At 63.1% G+C, this 22,365-nt stretch carries 19 protein-coding genes and 1 tRNA gene; 12 read left to right on the top strand and 8 right to left on the bottom strand.

The window, feature by feature from the left end; translation table 11 throughout:
• Window positions 1–181 precede the first annotated feature (181 nt).
• Window positions 182–256, top strand: a tRNA-Thr gene (locus SSA02_RS09260).
• 145 nt (window positions 257–401) lie between these two features.
• Here the strand turns inward: SSA02_RS09260 and SSA02_RS09255 are convergent.
• From SSA02_RS09255 to SSA02_RS09235, 5 genes are all read right to left on the bottom strand, one after another.
• On the bottom strand, window positions 402–2,246 hold the full coding sequence (locus tag SSA02_RS09255) for a Hint domain-containing protein (protein ID WP_186807747.1): 1,845 nt from the start codon (window positions 2,244–2,246) through the stop codon (window positions 402–404).
• A gap of 509 nt (window positions 2,247–2,755) precedes the next feature.
• The gene (locus tag SSA02_RS09250; protein ID WP_147093785.1) at window positions 2,756–4,156 is read right to left on the bottom strand and encodes a sugar porter family MFS transporter; all 1,401 of its coding nucleotides are present in this window, start codon (window positions 4,154–4,156) and stop codon (window positions 2,756–2,758) included.
• 9 nt (window positions 4,157–4,165) lie between these two features.
• Window positions 4,166–5,173 (bottom strand): asparaginase, encoded by a 1,008-nt coding sequence (locus SSA02_RS09245; protein ID WP_147093784.1) that lies wholly within the window; start codon window positions 5,171–5,173, stop codon window positions 4,166–4,168.
• A gap of 82 nt (window positions 5,174–5,255) precedes the next feature.
• Window positions 5,256–5,834, bottom strand: a complete 579-nt coding sequence (locus SSA02_RS09240) for a hypothetical protein (RefSeq protein ID WP_147093783.1) — start codon at window positions 5,832–5,834, stop codon at window positions 5,256–5,258.
• A gap of 175 nt (window positions 5,835–6,009) precedes the next feature.
• Entirely contained in the window at window positions 6,010–6,510 is a 501-nt protein-coding gene (locus SSA02_RS09235; protein ID WP_147093782.1) for a transcriptional repressor, read from the bottom strand.
• 90 nt (window positions 6,511–6,600) lie between these two features.
• Here SSA02_RS09235 and SSA02_RS09230 point away from each other — a divergent pair, with 90 nt between their 5' ends.
• The 3 genes from SSA02_RS09230 to SSA02_RS09220 are packed head-to-tail and all read left to right on the top strand — an operon-like array spanning window position 6,601 to window position 9,059.
• Window positions 6,601–7,491: a metal ABC transporter solute-binding protein, Zn/Mn family gene (locus SSA02_RS09230; RefSeq protein WP_147093781.1), complete on the top strand. Its 891-nt coding sequence runs from the start codon at window positions 6,601–6,603 to the stop codon at window positions 7,489–7,491.
• Entirely contained in the window at window positions 7,484–8,257 is a 774-nt protein-coding gene (locus tag SSA02_RS09225; protein ID WP_147093780.1) for a metal ABC transporter ATP-binding protein, read from the top strand. The genes SSA02_RS09230 and SSA02_RS09225 overlap by 8 nt, the downstream gene beginning before the upstream one ends.
• On the top strand, window positions 8,244–9,059 hold the full coding sequence (locus SSA02_RS09220; RefSeq protein ID WP_147093779.1) for a metal ABC transporter permease: 816 nt from the start codon (window positions 8,244–8,246) through the stop codon (window positions 9,057–9,059). Before SSA02_RS09225 ends, SSA02_RS09220 begins: the two co-directional genes overlap by 14 nt.
• Window positions 9,060–9,078: 19 nt before the next feature.
• Here SSA02_RS09220 and SSA02_RS13015 read toward each other — a convergent pair whose 3' ends face one another.
• On the bottom strand, window positions 9,079–9,204 hold the full coding sequence (locus SSA02_RS13015) for a hypothetical protein (protein ID WP_264884108.1): 126 nt from the start codon (window positions 9,202–9,204) through the stop codon (window positions 9,079–9,081).
• 71 nt (window positions 9,205–9,275) lie between these two features.
• Here SSA02_RS13015 and SSA02_RS09215 point away from each other — a divergent pair, with 71 nt between their 5' ends.
• From SSA02_RS09215 to galE, 5 genes are all read left to right on the top strand, one after another.
• Entirely contained in the window at window positions 9,276–10,763 is a 1,488-nt protein-coding gene (locus SSA02_RS09215; protein ID WP_147093778.1) for a sugar porter family MFS transporter, read from the top strand.
• 180 nt (window positions 10,764–10,943) lie between these two features.
• Window positions 10,944–11,816: an acetyl-CoA carboxylase, carboxyltransferase subunit beta gene (gene accD, locus SSA02_RS09210; RefSeq protein WP_147093777.1), complete on the top strand. Its 873-nt coding sequence runs from the start codon at window positions 10,944–10,946 to the stop codon at window positions 11,814–11,816.
• Window positions 11,817–11,877: 61 nt separating this feature from the next.
• Complete coding sequence (locus tag SSA02_RS09205) at window positions 11,878–13,194, top strand: bifunctional folylpolyglutamate synthase/dihydrofolate synthase (RefSeq protein ID WP_147093776.1); 1,317 nt, start codon at window positions 11,878–11,880, stop codon at window positions 13,192–13,194.
• 150 nt (window positions 13,195–13,344) lie between these two features.
• Entirely contained in the window at window positions 13,345–14,865 is a 1,521-nt protein-coding gene (locus tag SSA02_RS09200) for a glycoside hydrolase family 32 protein (RefSeq protein ID WP_246103799.1), read from the top strand.
• Window positions 14,866–15,044: 179 nt separating this feature from the next.
• Entirely contained in the window at window positions 15,045–16,043 is a 999-nt protein-coding gene (gene galE / locus SSA02_RS09195; RefSeq protein WP_147093775.1) for a UDP-glucose 4-epimerase GalE, read from the top strand.
• Between the two features lie 76 nt (window positions 16,044–16,119).
• Here the strand turns inward: galE and hutG are convergent, their stop codons facing one another.
• Both hutG and SSA02_RS09185 read right to left on the bottom strand, forming a co-directional pair.
• Entirely contained in the window at window positions 16,120–16,920 is an 801-nt protein-coding gene (gene hutG / locus SSA02_RS09190; protein WP_147093774.1) for an N-formylglutamate deformylase, read from the bottom strand.
• A gap of 14 nt (window positions 16,921–16,934) precedes the next feature.
• Entirely contained in the window at window positions 16,935–18,314 is a 1,380-nt protein-coding gene (locus SSA02_RS09185) for a formimidoylglutamate deiminase (protein WP_147093773.1), read from the bottom strand.
• A gap of 107 nt (window positions 18,315–18,421) precedes the next feature.
• Between SSA02_RS09185 and hutI the strand changes: the two genes are divergently transcribed.
• The 3 genes from hutI to hutU all read left to right on the top strand — a co-directional run bounded on the left by hutI (window position 18,422) and on the right by hutU (window position 22,349).
• Window positions 18,422–19,699 carry an imidazolonepropionase gene (gene hutI / locus SSA02_RS09180; protein ID WP_147093772.1) on the top strand — a complete coding sequence of 426 codons (1,278 nt, stop codon included), beginning with the start codon at window positions 18,422–18,424 and terminating at the stop codon, window positions 19,697–19,699.
• 36 nt (window positions 19,700–19,735) lie between these two features.
• Entirely contained in the window at window positions 19,736–20,485 is a 750-nt protein-coding gene (gene hutC, locus SSA02_RS09175; protein ID WP_246103798.1) for a histidine utilization repressor, read from the top strand.
• Window positions 20,486–20,624: 139 nt separating this feature from the next.
• Window positions 20,625–22,349 carry a urocanate hydratase gene (hutU, locus tag SSA02_RS09170; protein WP_147093771.1) on the top strand — a complete coding sequence of 575 codons (1,725 nt, stop codon included), beginning with the start codon at window positions 20,625–20,627 and terminating at the stop codon, window positions 22,347–22,349.
• Window positions 22,350–22,365 lie beyond the last annotated feature (16 nt).

The raw sequence follows: 22,365 nt of genomic DNA, 5'->3' as shown, positions 1-22,365 counted from the left end.
CTTTTTTTTGCGCCGCATCCCTCCCGTTTTCCCGCAAACGGCGCGGCACGCCGGGAAGGAGAACCGGGCCGTGCATGGTCGGTCCCGGGGCCTGCGGAACGACATCGAGGCCGGACGCGGCTCGCGGGGAAATCCCTTGACGATCTCGCGAGAACAGACGAAAAAGCCTTCCATCAGGATGGCCGGGTTAGCACAGCGGTAGTGCAGCGGTTTTGTAAACCGAAGGTCGGGGGTTCAAATCCCTCACCCGGCACCAGAAATCACGCATCGTAAATCATTGGATCTGTCACGTCTGAACGCGTCCGGATTTCCGGAGGGAGCGGGTTCTTACGATATGGCGGGTTGGTTCAGACCCGCTTGGGCAAGCGGGTCTGACGGGTGGGCCGTTTCCAGACGATCTGTCAGGCGTAACGCGCGATCCCGGGCGTTTCTGCCGTGTCGAGGATTTCGTACGGGCCTTCCGAGAGGACTTCCAGCGAGAGAATGCTCATGGTTCCGCTCGCCTGTTCCGGCAGGGTCAGCAGCGCGTTGCCTCTGGTCCAGCGACACGAGCCGTTCTCCCGTGCTTCCCAGCCCGGCAGGGCATCTGCGGAGAGATGGGTCGTGATCTTCCGGGCGTCGACGCTGTCGAACAGGCTTATCTCGCCAATCAGCACGCCGAGATGGCGCCGATCGTCCATGAAAGGCCCGGTCGTATCGCAGGGGCGGGCAACCCGCGACATGATCCGGACCGTGCGGATCGCCTCGGGGAGGAGAAACAGGACCTGTCTGCCGTTCCGGCGCAGGGGGCGCGTGATACGGCCGTCTCCCAGGCCGAGATGGAGATCGCCGTCATGGGTCGTCGGTGCGGGGTGGGGCGCGGAAAAACCCGTGCGTGACGACCGGGCGACCAGTCTCTCATACAGGGGCTGCACGAATGCCCGGTCGGTGCAGACGGGATACCGCTCCCCGTGCGGCAAGGCCGATCCGGTGCCGTCGCGTCTGTAGCTTTCCGTTCGGGCGCCATTGGCGATTATCGCGACATGTCTTTCGCATTGCAGATGGAGATAGTCATAACTCTCCATATCCGTCCGATAGACGATGCTGCCGCCATTGACGAGCATCCGGACCGGTACCATCGCCCCGTCGAAAAGAAAGCAATGCTCGGATGTGACATGCAGATCGCGATGGGGCACGCCGTCGTCGAAGGCATCCTTGCGGATGCAGACGGCATATCCGGCCTGATCGGGGGGAAGATTGCTGATCAGACGCGTATGGATCTTCCCGCGCAGGATGCCCGTGATGCGACACGGTGCTTCGTCTCCGGCCAGACGGACCAGATCGCCGATATGCAGGGTTTCGACCGGAACCTCGCCAGCCGGTGTGGCGATCAGGGTGCCTGGAAGAAAGCAGGGGGCGGGATCGAGATAGGTGACGCCTTTCATGCCGGGAAATCCGGTCGGGACGGACTGGAATTTCGACGGGTCATAGCCGAGACCGATCGTGACGGTCTGACTGAAGCCCGTGCTCGTGATCGTGAGCATGCCGGTCGCGGGGTCGTAAACCCAGCTGTCATCGGCCGAAGTGAACGGAACATCGATGATGTCGCCCCGACCGAATCCGGAAATCGTCACGTTCTGGACCGTCATGGTCGGACGCAGGGCGAGATAGTTACTTCCCCCGTGCATGTTGATCGTCACGTCGCTGAGCATGACCCGGACAGACAGATCGGAGCCGTTCATATTGATGACCTGCCCCCCGCTGATACTGTCGAGACAGAACGCATTATAGTTCCTGTTATTTCCGAAAAAACGACAGTTTTCGAGGTTCAGCGTGCCGGTGCCGGAGATGACTCCGGCGGAATCGGGTGAATAGAGACTGATATTGCTGAATGTCATCACGCCATAATTATGCGTGGTATTCGCAAGCTCGACGAAGTTCGATCCGTCATAGGCACCCGTGCCCGCAAACGAGACGGAACCGGTCGCACTGATGACAGGGCGGGTATATTCGGGTGTCGAACCGACCCCGTAGCCGAACCTGATCGTCGAGAGGGGGTAGTTCATCCGGACGATGAGTGCGCCATCGATATGCATCGGGCCGTTCGGTCTTGCGGGAAAGCCCTGATTACAGATCATGCCGCCTGCCGAGTCCGGATTGGACGCGGTGGCAAGGGTCTGCACCTCGATGGTCTTCGTGTCGCCCCGGGAGACACTTCCGTCACACCAGGGCGTTGCCGCATCGACCTGCGCGTTGTAATGAGCCATGAACACCATCCAGATATCGAAGATTTGTGAAATAAAATTATGCAAATCGACAATAATCAAGTAACATAAACTTGATATGGATGTACAGATTCATCCCATAATATGAGAGAAGTGTAATATCTTTATGTATTCGCAATCTATGTCAGGGATCTTTCTTCGTATTTAACGGATCTCTCGATCGGGTTCAAATCAAGTCTGATCCGACAAATAGAAAGATGTTCTTTATTATAACGTAATTTTAACCTTTACCTGTGCCCATCCCGTGCTCCAGCCCCGGATGAGACCGGGTTCGGCCCGTTCCGTCATCCATGCACCATAGGGCGGCCGCATCGGTGAGGAGGGGGACGCGCTGTCCGGGGTGGAATCGCCCGAACCGCAGGGGCGCGAAGGAAGGCGGGCACATGCGACCGGTCAGGATTGCTACCGGGCGCGAATGCTTCGTACCGGATGGTGGGGAAACAGGGAGCGGTACGAAACACGGAAGCCGGTTTCGTACCGCATGGTGCCGTCTAGCGGCCCAGCTTGCGCAGCTTCACGCCGTCGAGAAGGCGCTTTTCGATCACTTCCAGCGACATGCCTTTCGTTTCCGGTACGAAAAGGAACGTCAGGACGATGAAAGAGGCGTTGAGTATCGCGAAAAGCCAGAACGTGCCGGACGTTCCGAAGGTGTTCATGAGAGTCAGGAAGCTTGCCCCGACGAGCATGTTGGTCAGCCAGTTGGTCAGGGTCGAGACCGAGATGCCCAGATTGCGTCCCTGCATGGGCTGGATCTCGGAGCAGAGCACCCACATCAGGGGTCCAGCCGACATTGCGAAACCGGTGCAGAAGATGAGCAGGAGGAAGACGGCGATGAACTGGGAGGTCTGGCTCGACATATCGGTGGCGAGAAGCATGGCGAGTGCGGCCATGCCGAGCGCCATGACGGTGAAGCCGATATAGAGAATGGGTTTGCGGCCCCATTTATCGACGAGACCGACGGCGATGAAGGTCGCGAGCATGTTCACGAGGCCGATGATGGCCGTGCACCACATCTGGGATGTGGCATCGAAACCGGCGCGCGAGAGAATGTTCGGCGCGTAATACATGATGATGTTGATGCCCGCGAGCTGCTGCATCGCCTGAAGCATGATCCCGAGAGCCAGGGAGCGACGGAAATTCGGATTGCTCTTAAGAAGGGCGAAGCCGTGCTGCTTGACCTCGAGCTGCTCGCGGATTGCCCTGATCTCCTTGGCGGCCTCGAGTGGGTCTTCACGCAGGGACAGGAGCACTTCGCGTGCCTCCTTGTGTCGTCCCTGGATGATCAGCCAGCGTGGGCTGTAGGGCAGGAACAGGACGCCCGTGAGAAACAGGGCGGCGGGGATGGCAGCGACGCCGAACATCCAGCGCCAGTTTCCGCTATAGGAAAAATAGGTGTTGGACAGAAAGGCAAGGAAGATCCCGACCGTGACCATGAGCTGGTAGGTCGAGACCATGGCGCCGCGCGTGTTCTCGCTTGCGATTTCCGACAGGTAGAGCGGTGCAGTGAAGGCCGAGATTCCCACCGCAAGCCCCATGACCACGCGAAAGACGATCATGGAGGGGATCGACCAGCACAGGGCACAGCCCAGAGAGCCGATCACGAAGATCGAGGCGCCAGCGATCAGGGAGCGTTTGCGGCCGAGGACATGGGCCATCCATCCCGCAGCGAGCGCGCCGATCGCAGCCCCGGCCATCATGGAGCTGACGACCCATTCCTGGGCGACGGTAGAGGCATCGAACTGCCGGGCGAAGAATTCGAGGGCGCCGGCGACCACGCCGATATCGAGACCCGACATCAAACCGGCCAGGGCTGCGAGAACGCCGATAACGATGATCTTGAATTTCGTTGCGTCGAAAATCGACGCAACCCCTGCTTCCGTATCCAGCGCCATGGTTCTTTTTTATCCTTTTCCAGCGGCACGCACCATGCCGACTTCTCTTCCGTTCCAGTTTTTCAGCACCTGACAGGACAGGCCGTGGAGCACCTCCTGATCGGCGGAGGACCAGAGGGGGGCTCCCAGTTCGAGCAGCAGGGCCGCGAGAGCGACCTCGGCAGCGCGGTTCGCACCGTCGGACGTCTTGATCGCGATCCCGAGACCGCATTCGGGCAGGGCCGCAACCATCACGCCTTCAGCCCCCATCTTGCAGAAGATGCGCTGGCCGAAATGCGCCATCAGGGTTGTATCGAAGCGTCCGCTTCCCGCCACCATGAACGGTTCGGACGCGACAGCAGAACGCAGTCGCGCCGCAGCCGACGCATGACCGGAAGAAAAATTTCTTCCTGTGCCGAAACGGGCGAATCCTGTCGCCAGCGCCGAGAGCGGAATGGCGTAGGTGGGCATCGAACACCCGTCGAGACCGCGGTTGCGCTCTGTATGCGGCACTGAAGTCGCCATCTCAAGGGCGGATGTGACCTGACGCTGAACGGCATGGGCGGGGTCGACATAGCCTTTCGGGTCGAGACCCTGATCGGCCGCGAGACAGATCAGGCCGGCATGCTTGCCCGAGCAGTTATTGTGCAGCGCCGTGGGGCCCGCTCCATCCGAAGCCACGGCGCGGGCGGCCGCCTCGAAACTCGGCCAGTGCGCGCCGCATTCCAGACAGGCCACGCTCTGCCCGGCTGCAGCCAGCATCCGGGACGCGGTCCGGACATGGGGTATCTCTCCCCCATGGGACGCGCAGGCCAGAGCGAGTTCGGCATCGGTCAGCCCCAGCCTGTCCGCAGCGCCGGTCTCGACGAGAGGCAAGGCAAGCAGTGCCTTGACCGTCGAGCGCGGGAAGACTGGCGCTTCGACCGCTCCCAGACCGCGTATCACACGACCGGTATCGTCAGTGACGGCGATCCGCCCGAGATGAAGGGATTCGACGCGTCCGCCGCGTGTGACTTCGGCAAGAGCGATATCGTCCATGATCGGATCCTTGTCGTGTGATGCGCCTTCGAGGGGGCGTGGTGTTCGGTTGGGATATGCGCCGCGGTCGCCTTGCGGGGGATCAGCCTTGCGGGGCCGGGCCGCACAGCAGATAGCAGGCCGCGCCCCATCGTGCACTCATGTCCGGTTCCGTTTCCAGCCAGGGGGCCACGAGCGGTCTGCGCAGACGGAGCAGATCCCAGCCGGCTGCGTCACCCGCTTCGTCCTCCTGCGCTTCTGCGGCATGAGCGGCCATGAAGGCGAGGCGAGGAAACAGGGCCGGACGCTCCATCAGAACGAGCCCGCGCTCAGCGCAAAAGGGAAGGCCGTCCTGCAAAAGTTCGGCCGTCTCTTCCGGCCGGGTGACAATATAGAGCCATCCGTCTTCCCGGTCGTTTTCGGTGAACTGACGTCCGGTTGCGACGAAAAGCGGGACTTCATCGGGAGAGAGACGCTCCGGAGAAAGGCGCGGGCGCGCAAAGTCCGGGTCTGGGACGCTTCCCGCAGCGCCTTCCGGGCAAGCAGCCGGGGGAGGCGGATCGAACAGATCCGGCTGATCGTCGCCCGCAGTCGGAATCCGGGAAGGGGAGGTGCGGCGTTCCCGCCTGTCGCGGGAGCGAAGCGTCCCGCCCTTCAGCGGCAGGAAATCGGCGTGAGACATCGACTATCGGGCGGATTGGGGCTATCGGGCGGACTGGTGCGGATTTCGGCCGGAGGGATCGACGCGACCGCAGGGCGGGACCCGAAAGGACAGGGACCCGGGCGCGATGGGGAGACAAAGCGCATTTCCGCAGGGACTGTATCCGGCGACGGGCAGCGCGCCATCCGGCTTGCGGTCAGCGGGTCTGGCACTGGGCGCAGACCCCTTCGATCTCGACCGTGGCATGGCTCGGGCGAAAACCGATTGCCTTTGCGGCATCGTGGATCGCGCGGGCGATGCCCGGCTCCTCCAGCTCGCTCACCGTGCCGCAAACCGAGCATATGAGAAACTGGGCGCGATGGCCGCATCCGCCCTCATGCGTGCAATCGAGGCGATGGGCACAGCCCACGAAAGCGGTCAGGCGCTCTATGCGATGGATGAGCCCCTGGGCGAGGAGAAAATCCAGAGCCCTGTAAACGGTCGGAGGGGCCGCGTTTTTCTGGAAGCTTCTCAGATGATCGAGGATATCGTAGGCCCCGACGGGCTTGCTCGCCTCCGTGATAAGCCCAAGGACGAGACGCCGCGTCTCGGTCAGGCGCCCGGCATGAGCGGCGCAATATGCCGAGGCACGATCGAGAAGCTGTCTTGTCCCGGGGGAAAACTGGTCCCGTTCCGTCGGTGGCGCGGTGGTAAGCATGGAGAAAATCCTTTTCCGGCTTGTCCTGACCAGAGTCGAGCCTCTATATCGCGTCTGTCCGTCGTTATAATATAACTAAAGGCGACATTTTTGCGCCAGATATTCCTCCTCCTGGTTTTCTGTCTGATCCTGTCGGCTCCGGTACACGCCGCGCCGGTCAGGGTTTTCTGCGCCGAGGCGTTCTGGTGCGATCTTGCGCGCGGGCTGGGTGGCGATGCGGTGCGGACCGAGAGCATCCTTGTCTCCCCGGCGGTCGACCCGCATGATTTCCAGGTCACGCCCGTGACGGTGAGGGCTCTTGCTTCAGCCGACATCGTCATCTGGACGGGCGGACATTACGACGACTGGATCCCCCCCCTTCTGGCCGCACAGCCCGACCCGGGCAGGCAGGATATCGCGATCGCGGATCTGGTCCCGGATACGGATCGCGCCAATCCGCATCTTGCGGACGATCCGGCGGCGGCCAGGGCGTTGATCGATCGTCTGTCGGCCAGCCTGACGACGCGCCTCTCCCGGCATCCGGCCGGAGCGGAGGATTCCGTCATGATCGAGAGGATCGCCCGGGAAAAGCGGCGATACGACAGGCAGTTCGACGCGCTGACCGGGCGTCTCGATGCGCTCAGAACACGATATGCCGGCCTGCCGGTAGCGGTCGGCGAGCCGGTGGGAGGACCTGTCTTTCGCGCTCTGGGCCTGAGGGTCGTCGATGCGGATTTCGCTCTGGCGACGATGCGCCACGAAGATCCCTCGCCGCGCGATGTCGCCCGGCTGGAAGACGCCCTGAGAGGGAGAGAGGTCCGGGCCTTCGTCACCAATCCCGCCATGCGGGTGCCGTCCGTGATCCGGCTTGAGCGTATCGCCCGCGAGGCCGGTATTCCGGTCGTGTCCCTCGACGAGTTTCCGCCGCCCGGTCTCTCCTGGCAGGACTGGATGACGGACCGGATCGACAGGCTGCAAAGGGCACTCGACCGGCATGAGTGAGACGGCCCCGCCCCGGTTCTTGCCCGGGTTTTCGCCCAGGCTTTCGCCCCGGCTTTCGATCGAGCTTTCGCCCGGATCTCCGCCCGGATCTTCGCCCGGAACGCCGGCCCTTTCCTTCGTCGATGTCACCCTCGCCCAGGGTGCGCGGATTCTTCTGGAAGGCGCGTGTTTTTCCCTGCCGGAAGGAAGCCTCACCGTGCTTACCGGCGCGAACGGTCATGGCAAGACGACCCTGTTTCGCACGATTCTCGGCCTGCATGCCCCGCGTAAGGGCGAGGTGCGGATTTTCGGACGCATGCCGGACACGATGCGCGGGGCGATCGGCTATCTGCCGCAGGATCGTCGCCTGCCCGCCCCGCAGATGACCGGCCGAACCCTGATCGCCTCGTCCTGGAACGGGACGCGTCCCGGCCTCCCCGGATGGGGGCGACGGATACGGCAGCGCGTTGACGGCGCATTGTCCCGGGCCGGAGCGCTGCATCTGGCCGACCGGCCTCTGGGTCAGCTTTCGGGTGGAGAACGGCAGAGGGTGTTTCTGGCCGGAGCGCTTCTGCAGTCGCCCCGCCTTCTGGTTCTCGATGAGCCGCTCAGCGGCGTCGATGTACAGGGGCAGGCAGAGATCGTCGCTCTTCTCCACGATCTCTGCCGGCGCTCCGGTGTCACGATCCTTCTGTCCTGTCACGGTCTCGACGCCGTGCGCGGTCGTGCCGATTATCGTCTCGCCATTGCCGGGCAGACGCTGGAGCTGTCCGATGCTGCATTATGAATTCATGCGCAATGCGTTCCTTGCATCGGGCTGCGTCGCAATTCTCTGCGGGTTCGTCGGATGGTTCCTCGTTCTGCGGGGGCAGAGCTTTGCCGGCCATGCCTTGTCGCATATCGGATTCGCTGGAGCGACCGGCGCGGCGCTGATCGGTCTTTCGCCGCTTTCCGGCATGGCACTCGCCGCCATTCTCGCCGGGGTGGTGCTGGGGTGGGAGCCGACGGGCGATCTGCGCAAGGATCCTGCCGGTGCCGGTCATCGGGACAGCGTGATCGGACTGGTTCTTGCCGCGAGTCTCGGCCTCGGTCTCGTGTTCCTTCAATGGCAGCACGCGCCGGTAAGCAGCGCGACCGCTTTGCTCTTCGGCAATATCCTCGGTATCGATCATGCGACGCTCGGAATGCTGTTCCTGCTCACAGGGCTTTGCCTCGTCGGGCTGGGGGCGCTCGCGAGACCGCTGCTCTTTGCCAGTCTCGATCCCGATCTCGCTGCGGCGCGCGGCCTGCCGCTCAGGACGATGGCCTGCGCGTTCATGGTGCTGGTCGCTCTCGCCACAGCCGTCTGCTCCGAGACGACCGGAATTCTCCTGGTCTTCAGCCTTCTGGTCGGTCCGGCCGCCACGACGATCCGTCTCGGGCTGGCCCCTCTGGCCGGTCTGCTCGGCTCGGCGGTTCTGGCTCTCGCGCTCGCCTGGGGCGGTCTCGCGCTCTCTTGGTATACGGATGCGCCCGTCTCGTTCTGGATCAGCGCCGGCGCGGCACTCTGCTATCTCGCCGCAAGGGGTTATCGCGCCGCCCCGGCCTAGCCCGGCTTGCGGATACGGGTCAGTTCAGATGCCAGTCGATCGCCACGATTCCGGCGATGACCAGAGCCAGAACGATATGCATGATGATCAGCTCCCGGACGTTGATCGTCGGGACGTCGGGCTTCTGTCTGGGAGATGACTTCACGATTTCTTGAGTCCTCTTGGGTTTTTGCGCGAGCGACCTAAACCGCAGCGCCCGTTCCCGGTTATACAGGAATGAAGAATAATACAGAAACACATGGCGCCGGGGCCAGACACCATGACGATCATCCGATCGAGGTCTCGCCCTATGCGAAATATATACTCGTTCTTGCGGCGATCGTAGCGGCAATCTGCGGGGGGCTCTACGGATACGATACGGGTATCATATCCGGAGCCCTTCTCCTCATTTCGGATGATTTCCATCTGGGGAGTTCGATGCAGGAGATGGTCGCGTCCGCGATTCTCGCCGGGGCCATTCTCGGGGCGCTTGCGGCGGGATCGTTCTCCGAGAAATACGGCCGTCGCGCCTGCGTTCTGGTCGTCAGCGGCATCTTCGTTCTCGGCGCACTGGCCTGTGCCTTCTCTCCCGATGTCTGGATGCTGATCGTATCGCGCGTCTTTCTGGGTTTCGCCGTGGGCGGTTCGACCCAGGTGGTGCCGATGTATATTTCGGAGCTCGCCCCTGCCGAAAAACGCGGCACGCTCGTCACCATGTTCAATGTCGCCATCGGTATCGGCATCCTGCTCGCCAATATCATCGGCTTCACCCAGCGCGAGGCCTGGGGCTGGCGGCCGATGGTCGGGCTTGCGGCGATCCCGGCGGCGATCGTCTTCTTCTCGATGTTCTTCATGCCCAAGAGTCCGCGCTGGACGGCCGAGAACGAAGGTATGAAACGCGCCATCATCCAGCTTGGCCGGATCCGTACCTCAAGAAAGGTCATCCGCAAGGAAGTGCGCGAAATGCGCGAGAACGCGGAGAGTGCCGATCCGCGCAATCGGGGCTGGAAGGGGCTGTTCCGTCCCTGGGTCAGGCCTGCGCTCGTGGCCGCGCTCGGTGTCGCGTTCTTCACGCAGTGCGGCGGTCTCGAGATGATGATCTATTACGCCCCGACCTTCCTGCGCGATGCCGGCTTCGGCGATTCCTCCGCCCTGCTGGCCTCCCTCGGTGTTGCGATCACCTATTGCATCATGACCTTCATCGGCTGCCTCATCGTTGACCGGGTCGGGCGCCGTCGTCTGATGCTCATCATGGGGCCAGGCTCGATCGTGAGCCTTATCGGGCTCGGTATCGTCTTTGCCGCGCATCCGGCGCAGGGGAGCATCGGCTCGTATCTCGTCATCGTGTTCCTGCTCCTGTTCATGGCGTTCAACTCGGGTGGCATCCAGGTCTGCGGCTGGCTTCTCGGCGCGGAGATGTTCCCGCTCTCCATGCGCGGTCAGGCCACGAGCCTCCATGCAGCGACGCTCTGGGGATCCGATCTGCTCGTGACAGGCACGGCGCTCACCCTCGTTCATCTCATCACCCTCGGCGGAACGATGTGGTTCTACGCCGCGGTGAACCTCGCCTCCGTCCTGTTCATCTTCTTCTTCGTGCCGGAGACGGCCGGTGCGACCCTCGAGGATATCGAGCTCGCCTTGCATGAAAAGCGCTTCCGTCCGACGCGGGGCCACACGCGCATCGTGTCGGAAGACGCGGAGGACGAAGAGGAACAGGCCGCCTGAGATCCTCCATCCGTCGGGCCGGGTCTGCGGCCCGGCGCGCGACTGGCGATGCGTGCCGATCTGGCATTGCCCGGAGAACCTCGCTAAAAGCGCGGCAACGAGACTGGAGTCCTCCAGATCATGATGCCCCCGTGATCCTGTCCGGATCACGCAGGCGGGACAGGCGGGAATGGAAACGAGATGAGCTGGCTGACCGAATACGTTCGACCCAAGATCCGCGGACTTCTGCAACGCGAAGTTCCGGAAAACCTGTGGACCAGCTGCGATTCCTGCTCGCAGATGATCCTGATCAAGGATCTGGAACGCGCGCAGAAGGTCTGTCCGCATTGCGGCCATCATGGAAAGGCCAATGCGACCGAGCGTCTCGACTGGACGTTCGACGGCGGACACTACACCCGGATCGAGCTGCCAAAGGTTCCGACCGATCCGCTCGGCTTCCGGGATCAGAAAAAATACGTCGATCGCCTCAAGGATGCGAAGGCCAAGAGCCATCTCGACGAATCCCTTGCGGTCGCACATGGCAAGATCGGCGGTCGCGACGCCGTGGTGGCCGTCATGGCCTATGAGTTCATGGCCGGAACGATGGGGACGGCGATGGGAGAGGCATTCGTCGCCGCCTGTCGTCTGGCGGTCCTGCAGAAGGCGGCACTCGTCATCTACACGGCCTCTGGCGGTGCGCGCATGCAGGAGGGCGTTCTCTCGCTGATGCAGATGCCGCGCACGACCATCGGGGTCGAGATGCTCAAGGATGCCGGTCTGCCCTATATCGTGGTGCTGACGAACCCGACAACGGGAGGCGTTTCTGCCTCTTTCGCCATGCTCGGAGATGTCCAGCTGGCAGAACCGGAGGCGCTTATCGCCTTCACCGGCCCGCGCGTGATCCAGGACACGGTGCGCGAGAAGCTTCCGGAAGGATTCCAGCGTTCGGAATATCTCCGGGATCACGGCATGGTGGATATGGTCGTTGCGCGGTCGGAAATGCACGAGACGCTTGCCCGGCTGATCGGTCTGATGACCAACAGCCCGGCGACCGCGTCCGAAGCCGCCGCCTGATTTCCGTCTCGAGCGCGCGGCCCCGCCCGGAGCCGCGCGAGTGCCGAATTCCGGAGTTTTCATGACGATGCAGGCCGCCCCGGCAAAGTTGAGCGACGAGTATGACGGTCGTCCGGGGGCGGTGCTCGCCCGGGTCCAGGCGCTCTATCCCAAACTGATCGATCTCTCCCTGACGCGGCTCCAGACGCTTCTGGCCAGGCTCGGCCATCCGGAGCGCATGCTTCCGCCGGTCATTCATGTCGCGGGCACGAACGGCAAGGGCAGCACCTGTGCCAATCTCCGGGCCGTGGCGGAAGCGGCCGGATTGTCGGTGCATGTCATGACGAGCCCGCATCTCGTCGATGTCACTGAGCGGTTCAGGATCGCCGGCAGGCTGGTCAGCGAGGATGCGCTCGTTTCGACCCTGGAGGAGATCGAGCGGATCAATGCGGGCGCGCCGATCACCGTATTCGAGGTCCTGACCGCTGCCGGATTCCTTCTCTTCTCCCGGACCCGTGCCGATCTCGCCATCGTCGAGGTCGGGCTCGGGGGAAAGCTGGATGCAACGAATGTGATCGACAGGCCGTCTGCCTGCGTGATCACCCCGGTCGATCTCGATCATCAGAGTTTTCTGGGAGAGACGCTGGCGCTGATCGCAGCGGAAAAGGCCGGGATCATCAAACCCGGCATCCCGGTTGTGAGCGCGCGTCAGAAGCCGGAGGTTCGTGCGGTGATCGTCGACCGGGCGCAGCTGCTCGGAGCGCCGCTCTGGTCGGTTGACGAGGAGATCTTCCTGACTGCGTCTCCGGCGCGCGGAACACGCGCATATCGGGATCCGGAAGGGAAGCTCACCCTGCCCGAACCGGCGCTCAAGGGGCCCCATCAGGAAGAGAACGCAGCACTCGCCGTTGCAGCCTTGCGCGCGAGCGGTCTGGCCTTGCCCGACAGCGCCTGGTCGGGCATCTCCGCCACGCGCTGGCCCGCGCGATTGCAGCGTCTGCACGGAAGTCTGGCGCAGCGTCTTCCTCAGGGATGGGAGCTGTGGCTCGATGGCGGGCATAATCCGAATGCGGGCGAGGCGCTGGCCGCTGCCATGTCGGAATGGTCGGATCGACCGTTGCATCTCGCCATCGGCATGAAGCAGAGCAAGGACGCGGAAGGTTTCCTGCGTCCGGTCATGCGTCATGCGCACAGCATCCACGCGATCTGCGAGGAGGGGCAGCATCTCGCCCTGCCCGTCGAGGATATCGTGCGCGCATCGGGCGGTCATGCCCGACCCGGGCCGCGTCTTGCCGATGTGATGTCGCGTCTCGAAGGCCCTCCGGGGCGGCTTCTCGTCTGCGGAAGTCTCTATCTCGCAGGGGTGGTACTCCGGCAGGACGGAACGATTCCCGACTGATTGCCCATCTGTTTCTCGCCTCGTCCGGGTGCGGGCCTGTTTCTGTTCTTGACTTTTTGGCATTTTGCCATTAAGTAAAGAGCCGTGGAGACGACATGCTCCGCAGGATTTCAGACAGTCCATTTCCCAGAAACCAGGAAGACAAGCACAGTGAGCAAAACGGAATGTTCCGTCGAAAAGACGGGCAAGCAGTATCGGCCGTCAGTTCATTTCACGCCGCCGACCGGGTTCATGAACGATCCGAACGGACTCGTTTTCGACGGCACACAGTATCATCTCTATTATCAGCACAATCCCGATGCCGCGTATTCGGCAAATATCTGCTGGGGCCATGCCATCAGCACCGATCTGCTGAGCTGGAAGGATCAGCCGATCGCCGTTCCCGACACGATCGACGGACAGGCCTTTACGGGCTGCGCCGTGCTCGACACGCATAACAGCTCCGGCCTGTTCGCGGGCAGTCATGGCAATAATATCGCGGCGCTCTATACACGGGCGCGGCCCGGACGACAGACCCAGTTCCTGGCGACGAGCCGCAATAACGGCCAGAGCTTCGAGGAATATGCGGGCAATCCCGTCCTCGATATCGAGAGCCCGAATTTTCGCGATCCGCAGGTCGTCTATCATGAGCCCACCCGCAAATGGGTGATGGTGATCGCGCAGGTGGACCAGCACAATATCGGCTTCTATGCGTCCAACGATCTGATCCACTGGACGCATCTGAGCAATTTCGGTCCCGCGGGTCTGCCCACGGTCAATTACGAATGTCCGAACCTGATCCAGATCCGCGACGAGTCCGGCGCCCTGCACTGGGTGCTTTTCGTTTCGATCAATCCGGGCAGCCCCATGGGGGGAAGCGTCACCCAGTATTTCATCGGCACGTTCGACGGTGCGGTGTTCCGCCCCTATGACGCCATTCTCCGTCTGACCGATTTCGCCAAGGACGCCTATGCCCTCCAGGTCTGGAGCAACATGCCGGGCGGCGAGGCCGTGAACATCGCCTGGATGGGCAACTGGCAGTATTGTCAGGAGCTGCCGACGCAGGATTGGCGCGGCGCCATGTCGCTGCCGCGCAGCATGACCCTGCGTCATGACCCCAATGGCTATCTGCGTCTGGTGCAGGTGCCCCGGGGCATCGAGTCCCTGCGTCATCCCATGCTCACCGAGCAGGGCGCCTATCTGCCTGCGGATGGCAGGCGCGAGATCGCCCTGCCGCGCGGCAAGGCCATCGAGATCGTGATCCGTCTGACGGCGGACGAATCCCGACAGACGGATCCGAACGCCTCCGGCCCGGTCATCGAGCGTTTCGAACTCGCTTTCGCCAATGCGGAAGGCGAGCGACTCTCGATCGGGTATGACGCGCCCAGCACGCAGATCTGGCTCGATCGCGGCAAGCTTCGCGGCTTCGATCATCCGTTCTTCACCGGGCGTTTCGCGGCGCCGATCAACGGGGCGGTCTATTCCAACCCGCGCAGCGTCGATCTGCATCTCGTTCTCGATGGCTGTGCCTTCGAGATCTATGCGAACGAGCATCTCGAAACCGCAACGGCTCTGGTCTATCCGGAGCGGCCTCTCGACGTTCTGCGTCTCGAGACGACCGGCGTCGGTTTCACGATCGACAGCCTTGCGATCTATACGCTCGACAAGACCATGTGCCGCGAAACGGCCTGATCTTCGTCTCCGGGGGGGAGGTAAGGCGCCCTCCCGGTTCGTCTTTTCTCCCTCTCCTCTCTTTCCGGTTGTTTTACTCCGCCCCGGTTTGCCTGTATTTCCCGAGCCGGACCGGATGTCCGTCCCCTTCGTGGGACCTGAGCAATACCGCGCCGGAACTGCAGGGGAGGGAGGTTCGGATGCGTTATCTGGTGACCGGCGGGGCCGGGTTCATCGGCAGTCATGTCGTGCTGGCGCTATGCGATGCCGGGCACGATGTGGAGGTGCTCGACGATCTTTCCACCGGTCATCGCGCGGCGATACCCGAAGGGGTCACGTTTCACGAGGTCGATCTTCTCGACGCCGAAGCGACCGATGCGGTTCTGGCCCGCGGTCCCTGGGATGGGGTCCTGCATTTCGCTGCGCGATCGCTGGTTGCGGAAAGCATGGAGGATCCGCTCGGATATTTCCGCCATAACGGCATGGCGTCACTGAATCTGATCCAGTCCTGCATTGTCCATAAACTGCGTAAATTCGTCTTTTCCTCGACGGCGGCCCTGTTCGGCGGGCCGGACAGGGCGGAAGCGATCGATGAGACGGCATCCGTCATACCCGGCTCTCCCTATGGCGAGAGCAAGGCGCAGACGGAGCGCGTTCTGCACTGGGCCGATCGGGTGCACGGCCTGCGCAGCGCCTGCATGCGCTATTTCAATGCTGCGGGTGCCGACGCGCTCGGAAGAGCCGGCGAGGATCATGCGCCGGAAACGCATCTGATCCCCCTCGTCATCGATGCAGCTCTGGGGCGCCGTCCGGCATTGAGGGTCTTCGGAACCGACTATCCGACGCCCGACGGGTCGTGCATTCGCGATTACACGCATGTGGCCGATCTGGCGCATGCGCATCTCCGTGTTCTGGCCCGCATCGAGGACAGAAGCGTGACCTATAATATCGGAAACGGGCTGGGTTATTCGAATCTGGACGTGATCCGTGCGGTGGAGAGAGTGACGGGGCGATCCGTCCCCTGGGAGCCCGCGCCGCGACGTCCCGGAGATCCGGCGGTTCTGGTGGCCGATCCGCGGCGGTTTCACGAGGATACCGGATGGGCGCCCCGTTTCCGGGAACTGGAGGCGATCGTGGAGACGGCGTGGCGATGGCGGGAGGCGCATCCAGAAGGCTATGGCGACAGGATATCGGCCTGAGAGAAGCCGCCCGGATCTTCTCTAGTATCTGTCGCCCCGATGCTTCTCTCCCCGATCCTTCTCCCGGATACGCGTCTCAGGGCCGCCAGAGGGAGGCGCGCCGGAGCAGGCTGCGAAGCAGGGTCTTCGCAGCGTCCGAGCCGGTATCGCTGATCGGCCAGGGCGGGGCTTCGGCATCGAGATAGCTGGACTGGGTCATTTCCATCTGTACGGCGTGAATGCCGCTCCCGGGCCGACCGTAATGACGGGTCGTGTATCCCCCCTTGAAACGACCGTCCACCACGAAGCTGAAGCGTTGCTGTGCCGCGAGATCCCCGGCGAGGAGCGCCCTCAGCGATGCCGCGCAGGAAGCGCCGTCATTCGTCCCGAGATTGAGATCGGGCAGTCGTCCCTCGAAGAGACGGGGCACGCGGGACCGGATGGAATGTCCATCCCAGAGCACGGCCCATCCCCAGAGTGATCTGAGGCGGTTCAGCTCGGCCGTCAGGGCCTCGTGATAGGGCGCCCAGTATGTCTGGCGTCGTCTATCGGTTTCCGGAGCATCCGGTCGCTCTCCCTCACGATAGAGAGGAAGCCCGTCGAAACTCTCGCAGGGCACGAGGCCCGTCTTCGGGCGGCCCGGATAGAGCGTCGCATCGTCCGGTCCCCGGTTGAGATCGATCACATAGCGGGAATATCGCGCGGAAAGAACGCCGATCCCGAGGCTGGGCGCGAAATCGTACAGGCGGGTCAGATGCCAGTCGGTATCCGGTCGCGCGCGGCCCGTCGGTGTCATGCGCTCTTCCTGACCGGGCATCAGATCCGTACCGGCATGAGGCAGGGAGACGAGAACGGGCGATTCGCCTTGCAGGAGGGAAAAGGAGACGGATTGGGGCATGATCTGGATCCTTGTCAGCTGCGCAGACGCCGGACGGTTTCGCGAAAGGCTGCGGCGATCCGGTCCTGACCGGCATGATATCCGTCCCGAACGACCCACTCCCCCGCGACCATCACGTCGCGCACGGGAACGACCGGACATGCGAAGATCATCCCGTCGAGAATCGCATCCTGTTCGAGATCGGGAAGCGCCATCGCCGCTTCGTCGAGGATGCAGAGATCGGCCCTGGTTCCGGGGGCGATCCTGCCGCCTGCATGGCCGCAGGCCCGGGTTCCGCCCTCGAGGGCGCTGTCATAGAGATAGCGTCCGACCGAACCCAGCATGTCCGACGGAAGCGCGCAGCAGCGCTTCCGGGCCGTCAGTCTCTGTCCGTATTCGAGCAGGCGCAGTTCTTCCGCCGCCGAGGGGAGGCAGTTGCTGTCCGTACCGATTCCGAATCGACCGCCCTGCGAAACATAGGCATTGAGCGGGAAGAACCCGTCTCCGAGATTGGCCTCGGTCACGGGACACAGTCCGGCCGTGGCCCCCGATGCCGCGAGGCGTCGCGTTTCGTCCTCATCCAGATGGGTCGCATGAACGAGGCACCAGCGCGAATCGACGGGCGCCTCGTCGAGCAGCCAGGCGACCGGGCGGCGTCCGAGATAGTCCAGACACTCCGTGACTTCGCGTTTCTGCTCCGCCACGTGGATATGAACCGGAATATCCGCCCCGACCATCGAGAGCATATGCGAGAGGCTCTCCCTGTCCACAGCTCTGAGGGAGTGCAGGCCCAGCCCGTGACGGATCCGCGGATCCGCGTCGTGACGTGCTGCGATCGTCTCCAGAATACCGGCGATGAAGTCCGGCGTGCTTGCAAACCGTTTCTGCTCCGGTGCCAGGGCTCGCCCGAAACCCGCGTGGCGATACAGGGTCGGCAGGATCGTGATGCCGATTCCCGTCTCCTGGGCGGCATCGACGAGCGCGAGCGCCATGGCGGCAGGGGTGTCATAGGCAGAGCCGTCGGGCGCGCGATGGAGATAATGGAATTCCCCGACCTGCGTGAAGCCGGATTTGAGAAGCTCCAGATAAAGCTGGGCCGCAATGGCGCGCATATCGTCCGGGGTGATGCGCGCAGCAAGGGCATACATCTGTCGTCGCCAGGTCCAGAAGGAATCGGCCGGATCGCGCCGCGATTCCGCAAGCCCGGCCATTGCGCGCTGAAAGGCGTGGGAATGCAGACTCGACAAGGGAGGCAGTGCGATCGCGCAGCGCGTATCGCCCGGTTCCGGCGCGCTGTTGGCCTCGATACGCACGAACTGCCCGTCGGCGATCGACAGACGCACGTTGTGGCGCCACCCACCGGGAAGCAGGGCCTGACGAGCGAAGAGGAAACGGGTTCGATCCTGTGGGGACATGACGGCTCTCCCTTCCCCTCGGGTCATGAAAATCGTTGCGCGTTGAATTCACGACAACTAGACATGTATAGATATGTCGGGTCAAGAATGAAAGGCGGGGCGAGCGCATGTGGGACAGGATCTGGATCGATGTCCATCTCGCAACGCTCTGTCCCGAAGCGGGCGCGGAAGATGAAAACCGTCTCGGAATCGTCCGGGACGGAGCGATCGCCGCTTCGGACGGGAAGATCGTCTGGGTCGGCCGGCGCGACGCGCTTCCGGACCGTCCGGAGACGCTGGCGCGGGATGTCGTCTCCTGCGGTGGCTGCTGGATGACGCCGGGGCTGATCGATCCCCATACGCATCTGGTCTATGCCGGCGATCGCAGCGCCGAATTCGCCGAACGGCTCGAGGGCGTCTCCTATGAGGAGATCGCCCGTCGCGGCGGCGGTATTCTCTCGACCGTACGCGAGACGCGCAAGGCGAGCGAAGCCGCTCTCCTGGAGATGGCGCTCGGGCGCGCGCGCCGGCTCATTGCAGGCGGCGTGACGACGGTCGAGATCAAGTCGGGATACGGGCTGACCCTGGCGGACGAGCTCAAGCAGCTTCGCGTGGCGCGGGCCGTCGCGCGTATGCTTCCCTTGCGTGTCCGCACGAGTTTCCTCGGGGCTCACGCCCTGCCTCCCGAATATGAGGGACGGCGCGATGCCTATCTCGAGGCGCTTTGCACGGATATCCTGCCCGAAATCGCCCGTTCGGGGCTGGCCGATAGTGTGGACGGGTTTTGCGAAAGGATCGCTTTCAGCCCGGCGGAAATCGCGCGTCTCTTTACTGCGGCGCACGCGCTCGGCCTGCCGGTGAGGCTGCATGCAGACCAGCTATCCGATCTGGGAGGCGCCGCGCTTGCTGCGCGTTTCGGCGCGCTTTCGGCCGATCATGTCGAATATACCGACGCCCGGGGTGCAGAAGCGATGGCCAGGGCGGGAACGGTCGCCGTGCTTTTGCCGGGCGCCTTCTATTTCGTGCGGGAAACGCGCACGCCGCCGGTCGGCCTGTTTCGTGCGCATGGCGTCTCCATGGCTCTTGCGACCGACTGCAATCCCGGGACGTCTCCGCTTCTGTCGCCCACCGCCGTCATGAATATGGGCTGCACGCTGTTTCGACTGACCCCCATCGAGGCTCTGGAGGGGCATACCCGTCACGCGGCGCGTGCGCTCGGTCTGGAAAGCGGCTGCGGCGCGCTTTCCCCGGGTCTGGCGGCGGATATGGCATTGTGGGATGTCGCAGCGCCGCACGAGCTGGCGTACTGGATTGGCGGTATCCAGCCCGTCGGGCGTATTTTTGCCGGTATTCCGGATCCGGAACCGTCATGCGCGCGGATTACATCGCCCCCTTTGGCAGTATAGAAAAGCGGCGCGACCAGAGAGAGAGGCGAAAAGCGGGTGACCATTATTTCCGGCAGGGATCGGCCAGCAGCACGGCCAGAGGTACGGCCAGAGGCACGGTACGAACAGGTCAAATCCTATATTGTTGCGCGAATCGAGACGGGCGAATGGGCCGTGGGCGACCGTCTGCCCTCCGAGAGCGAGCTGGTCGAGCTTCTGGGCGTCTCCCGCATGACCGTCCATCGCGCGTTGCGCGAGCTTACGGCCGATGGTGTCGTCACCCGGGCACAGGGCGTCGGCACGTTCGTCGCCGAGCCCGCACAGCGCGTCGAACTGCTCGAATTGCGCGATATCGCCGAGGATATCGTCTCGAACGGTCACAAACACACCACGCGCATCGTCACACTCGACGCGATCCGCGCGGATAGCGATCTCGCCATGGCGTTCGGCCAGCGCCCCGGAGCACGGCTCTATCACTCGATCATCGTTCATTACGAGGACGATACGCCGCTCCAGGTCGAGGAGCGTTTCGTCTCGCCCCATTTCGCGCCCGATTATCTCACCCAGGACTTCACGCTCGCGCATCCCCACCGCCATCTCTCCGCGATCGCGCAGCCGGAAGAGATAGAGCATGTGGTTTTCGCGATCACGCCCGGCGTCGAAATCTGCGCGCTGCTCGAGCTGGACGAACCCGAAGCCTGCCTGCAACTCATGCGTCGCACCTGGGTCGGCGGACGTGTGGTGATGAAAGGCATCTTCACCTATTCCGGCAGCCGCTACAGTTTCGTCGGACGCTACAGGCCGTAAGCCCCGGTCGCGCGACCGTTTCCGGACACATCCGGCGCTCGATGACCGAGCTTTTTCGCGCAAGCGGGTTTTCCGGTTGACAGGACATTCGTCCCTGACGCACCTTCACATGTATATACATGTGAAGGGCATCGAACCCATGACTGAAAGAGCGTCGTCTTCCGATCGTCCGGCCTCGCCTCCCCCCGACAACGCACGGCTCAGGCGCAATGACAGGGTCGTTCGCGCTGCACGCGGGAGCGCGCTCACGGCGCGGTCATGGCAGACCGAAGCCGCCCTGCGTATGCTGATGAACAATCTCGACCCCGAGGTTGCGGAGAAGCCTTCGGAGCTTGTGGTCTATGGCGGGATCGGCCGGGCGGCGCGCAACTGGGCCTGCTATGACGGGATCGTCAGTGCCCTGACGGCGCTCGAGTCCGATCAGACCCTTCTCGTGCAGTCGGGAAAGCCGGTGGGTGTCTTTCGCACGCATGAGAATGCCCCGCGCGTCCTGATCGCCAATTCCAATCTCGTTCCCCACTGGGCGAACTGGGAGCGCTTCAACGAACTCGATCGGGCCGGATTGATGATGTACGGCCAGATGACGGCCGGATCCTGGATCTATATCGGCAGTCAGGGCATCGTTCAGGGCACGTACGAGACATTCGTCGAGATGGCGCGTCAGTCCTATGGCGGCTCGCTGCGCGGACGATGGATCCTGACCGGCGGTCTGGGCGGCATGAGCGGCGCCCAGCCTCTTGCCGCCGTCATGGCAGGAGCCTCGATGCTCGCGGTGGAATGCGAGCCGGGCCGCATCGCGAAACGTCTGGAGACCGGTTATCTCGACCGCAGCACGAATTCCCTCGACCAGGCGCTCGAATGGATCGATGCGGCCTGCAAGGCGGACAGACCGGTTTCGGTCGGGTTGCTCGGCAATGCGGCAGAGATCTTTCCCGAATTGTTGCGTCGCGGAATCCGTCCGGATGCCGTGACCGATCAGACCTCGGCGCATGATCCGCTGAACGGTTACCTCCCGGCAGGCTGGTCGCTCGATCATGCGGCACATATGCGGGTGACGGATCCTTCTGCCGTCGAGCGCGCGGCGAAAGACTCCATGCGTCTTCAGGTCGAGGCCATGATCGCGTTCCACCGCATGGGCGTTCCGACATTCGATTACGGAAACAATATCAGGCAGATGGCTTTCGAGGTCGGCTGCGCGGATGCGTTCGCCTTTCCGGGTTTCGTGCCGGCCTATATCCGCCCGCTTTTCTGCCGGGGTATCGGACCGTTCCGCTGGGCCGCCCTGTCCGGCGATCCGGAGGATATCTACAGGACCGACGCCCGGGTGAAGGCGTTGCTGCCTCACGATACGCATCTGCATCACTGGCTCGACATGGCGCGTGAGAAAATCATGTTCCAGGGGCTTCCGGCCCGGATCTGCTGGGTCGGCCTAGGCGATCGCCATCGTCTGGGTCTCGCCTTCAACGAAATGGTGGCCAGGGGCGAGCTCAAGGCGCCGATCGTGATCGGTCGCGACCATCTCGACAGCGGTTCGGTGGCCAGCCCCAATCGCGAGACGGAAGCGATGCAGGACGGATCGGATGCGGTCTCGGACTGGCCGCTCCTGAATGCGCTGCTCAATACGGCCTCGGGTGCGACCTGGGTCTCGCTTCATCATGGCGGCGGTGTCGGAATGGGGTTCTCCCAGCATGCCGGTATGGTGATCGTGGCGGACGGCACGGACGAGGCGGCGGAACGGCTCGGGCGCGTTCTCTGGAACGATCCCGCGACAGGGGTCATGCGTCATGCCGATGCCGGATACGAAATCGCGCGGGATTGCGCGCGTGAAACCGGGCTGACCCTGCCCATGTTGACCGAAAACTGATTTTCCCTGCGGATAC

It is taken from the genome of Swaminathania salitolerans (assembly GCF_007988945.1).
GTDB classification, from domain to species: Bacteria; Pseudomonadota; Alphaproteobacteria; order Acetobacterales; family Acetobacteraceae; genus Swaminathania; species Swaminathania salitolerans.
Note: the sequence above shows the minus strand (reverse complement) of the source record. Positions and strands in the feature narration are given on the sequence as shown.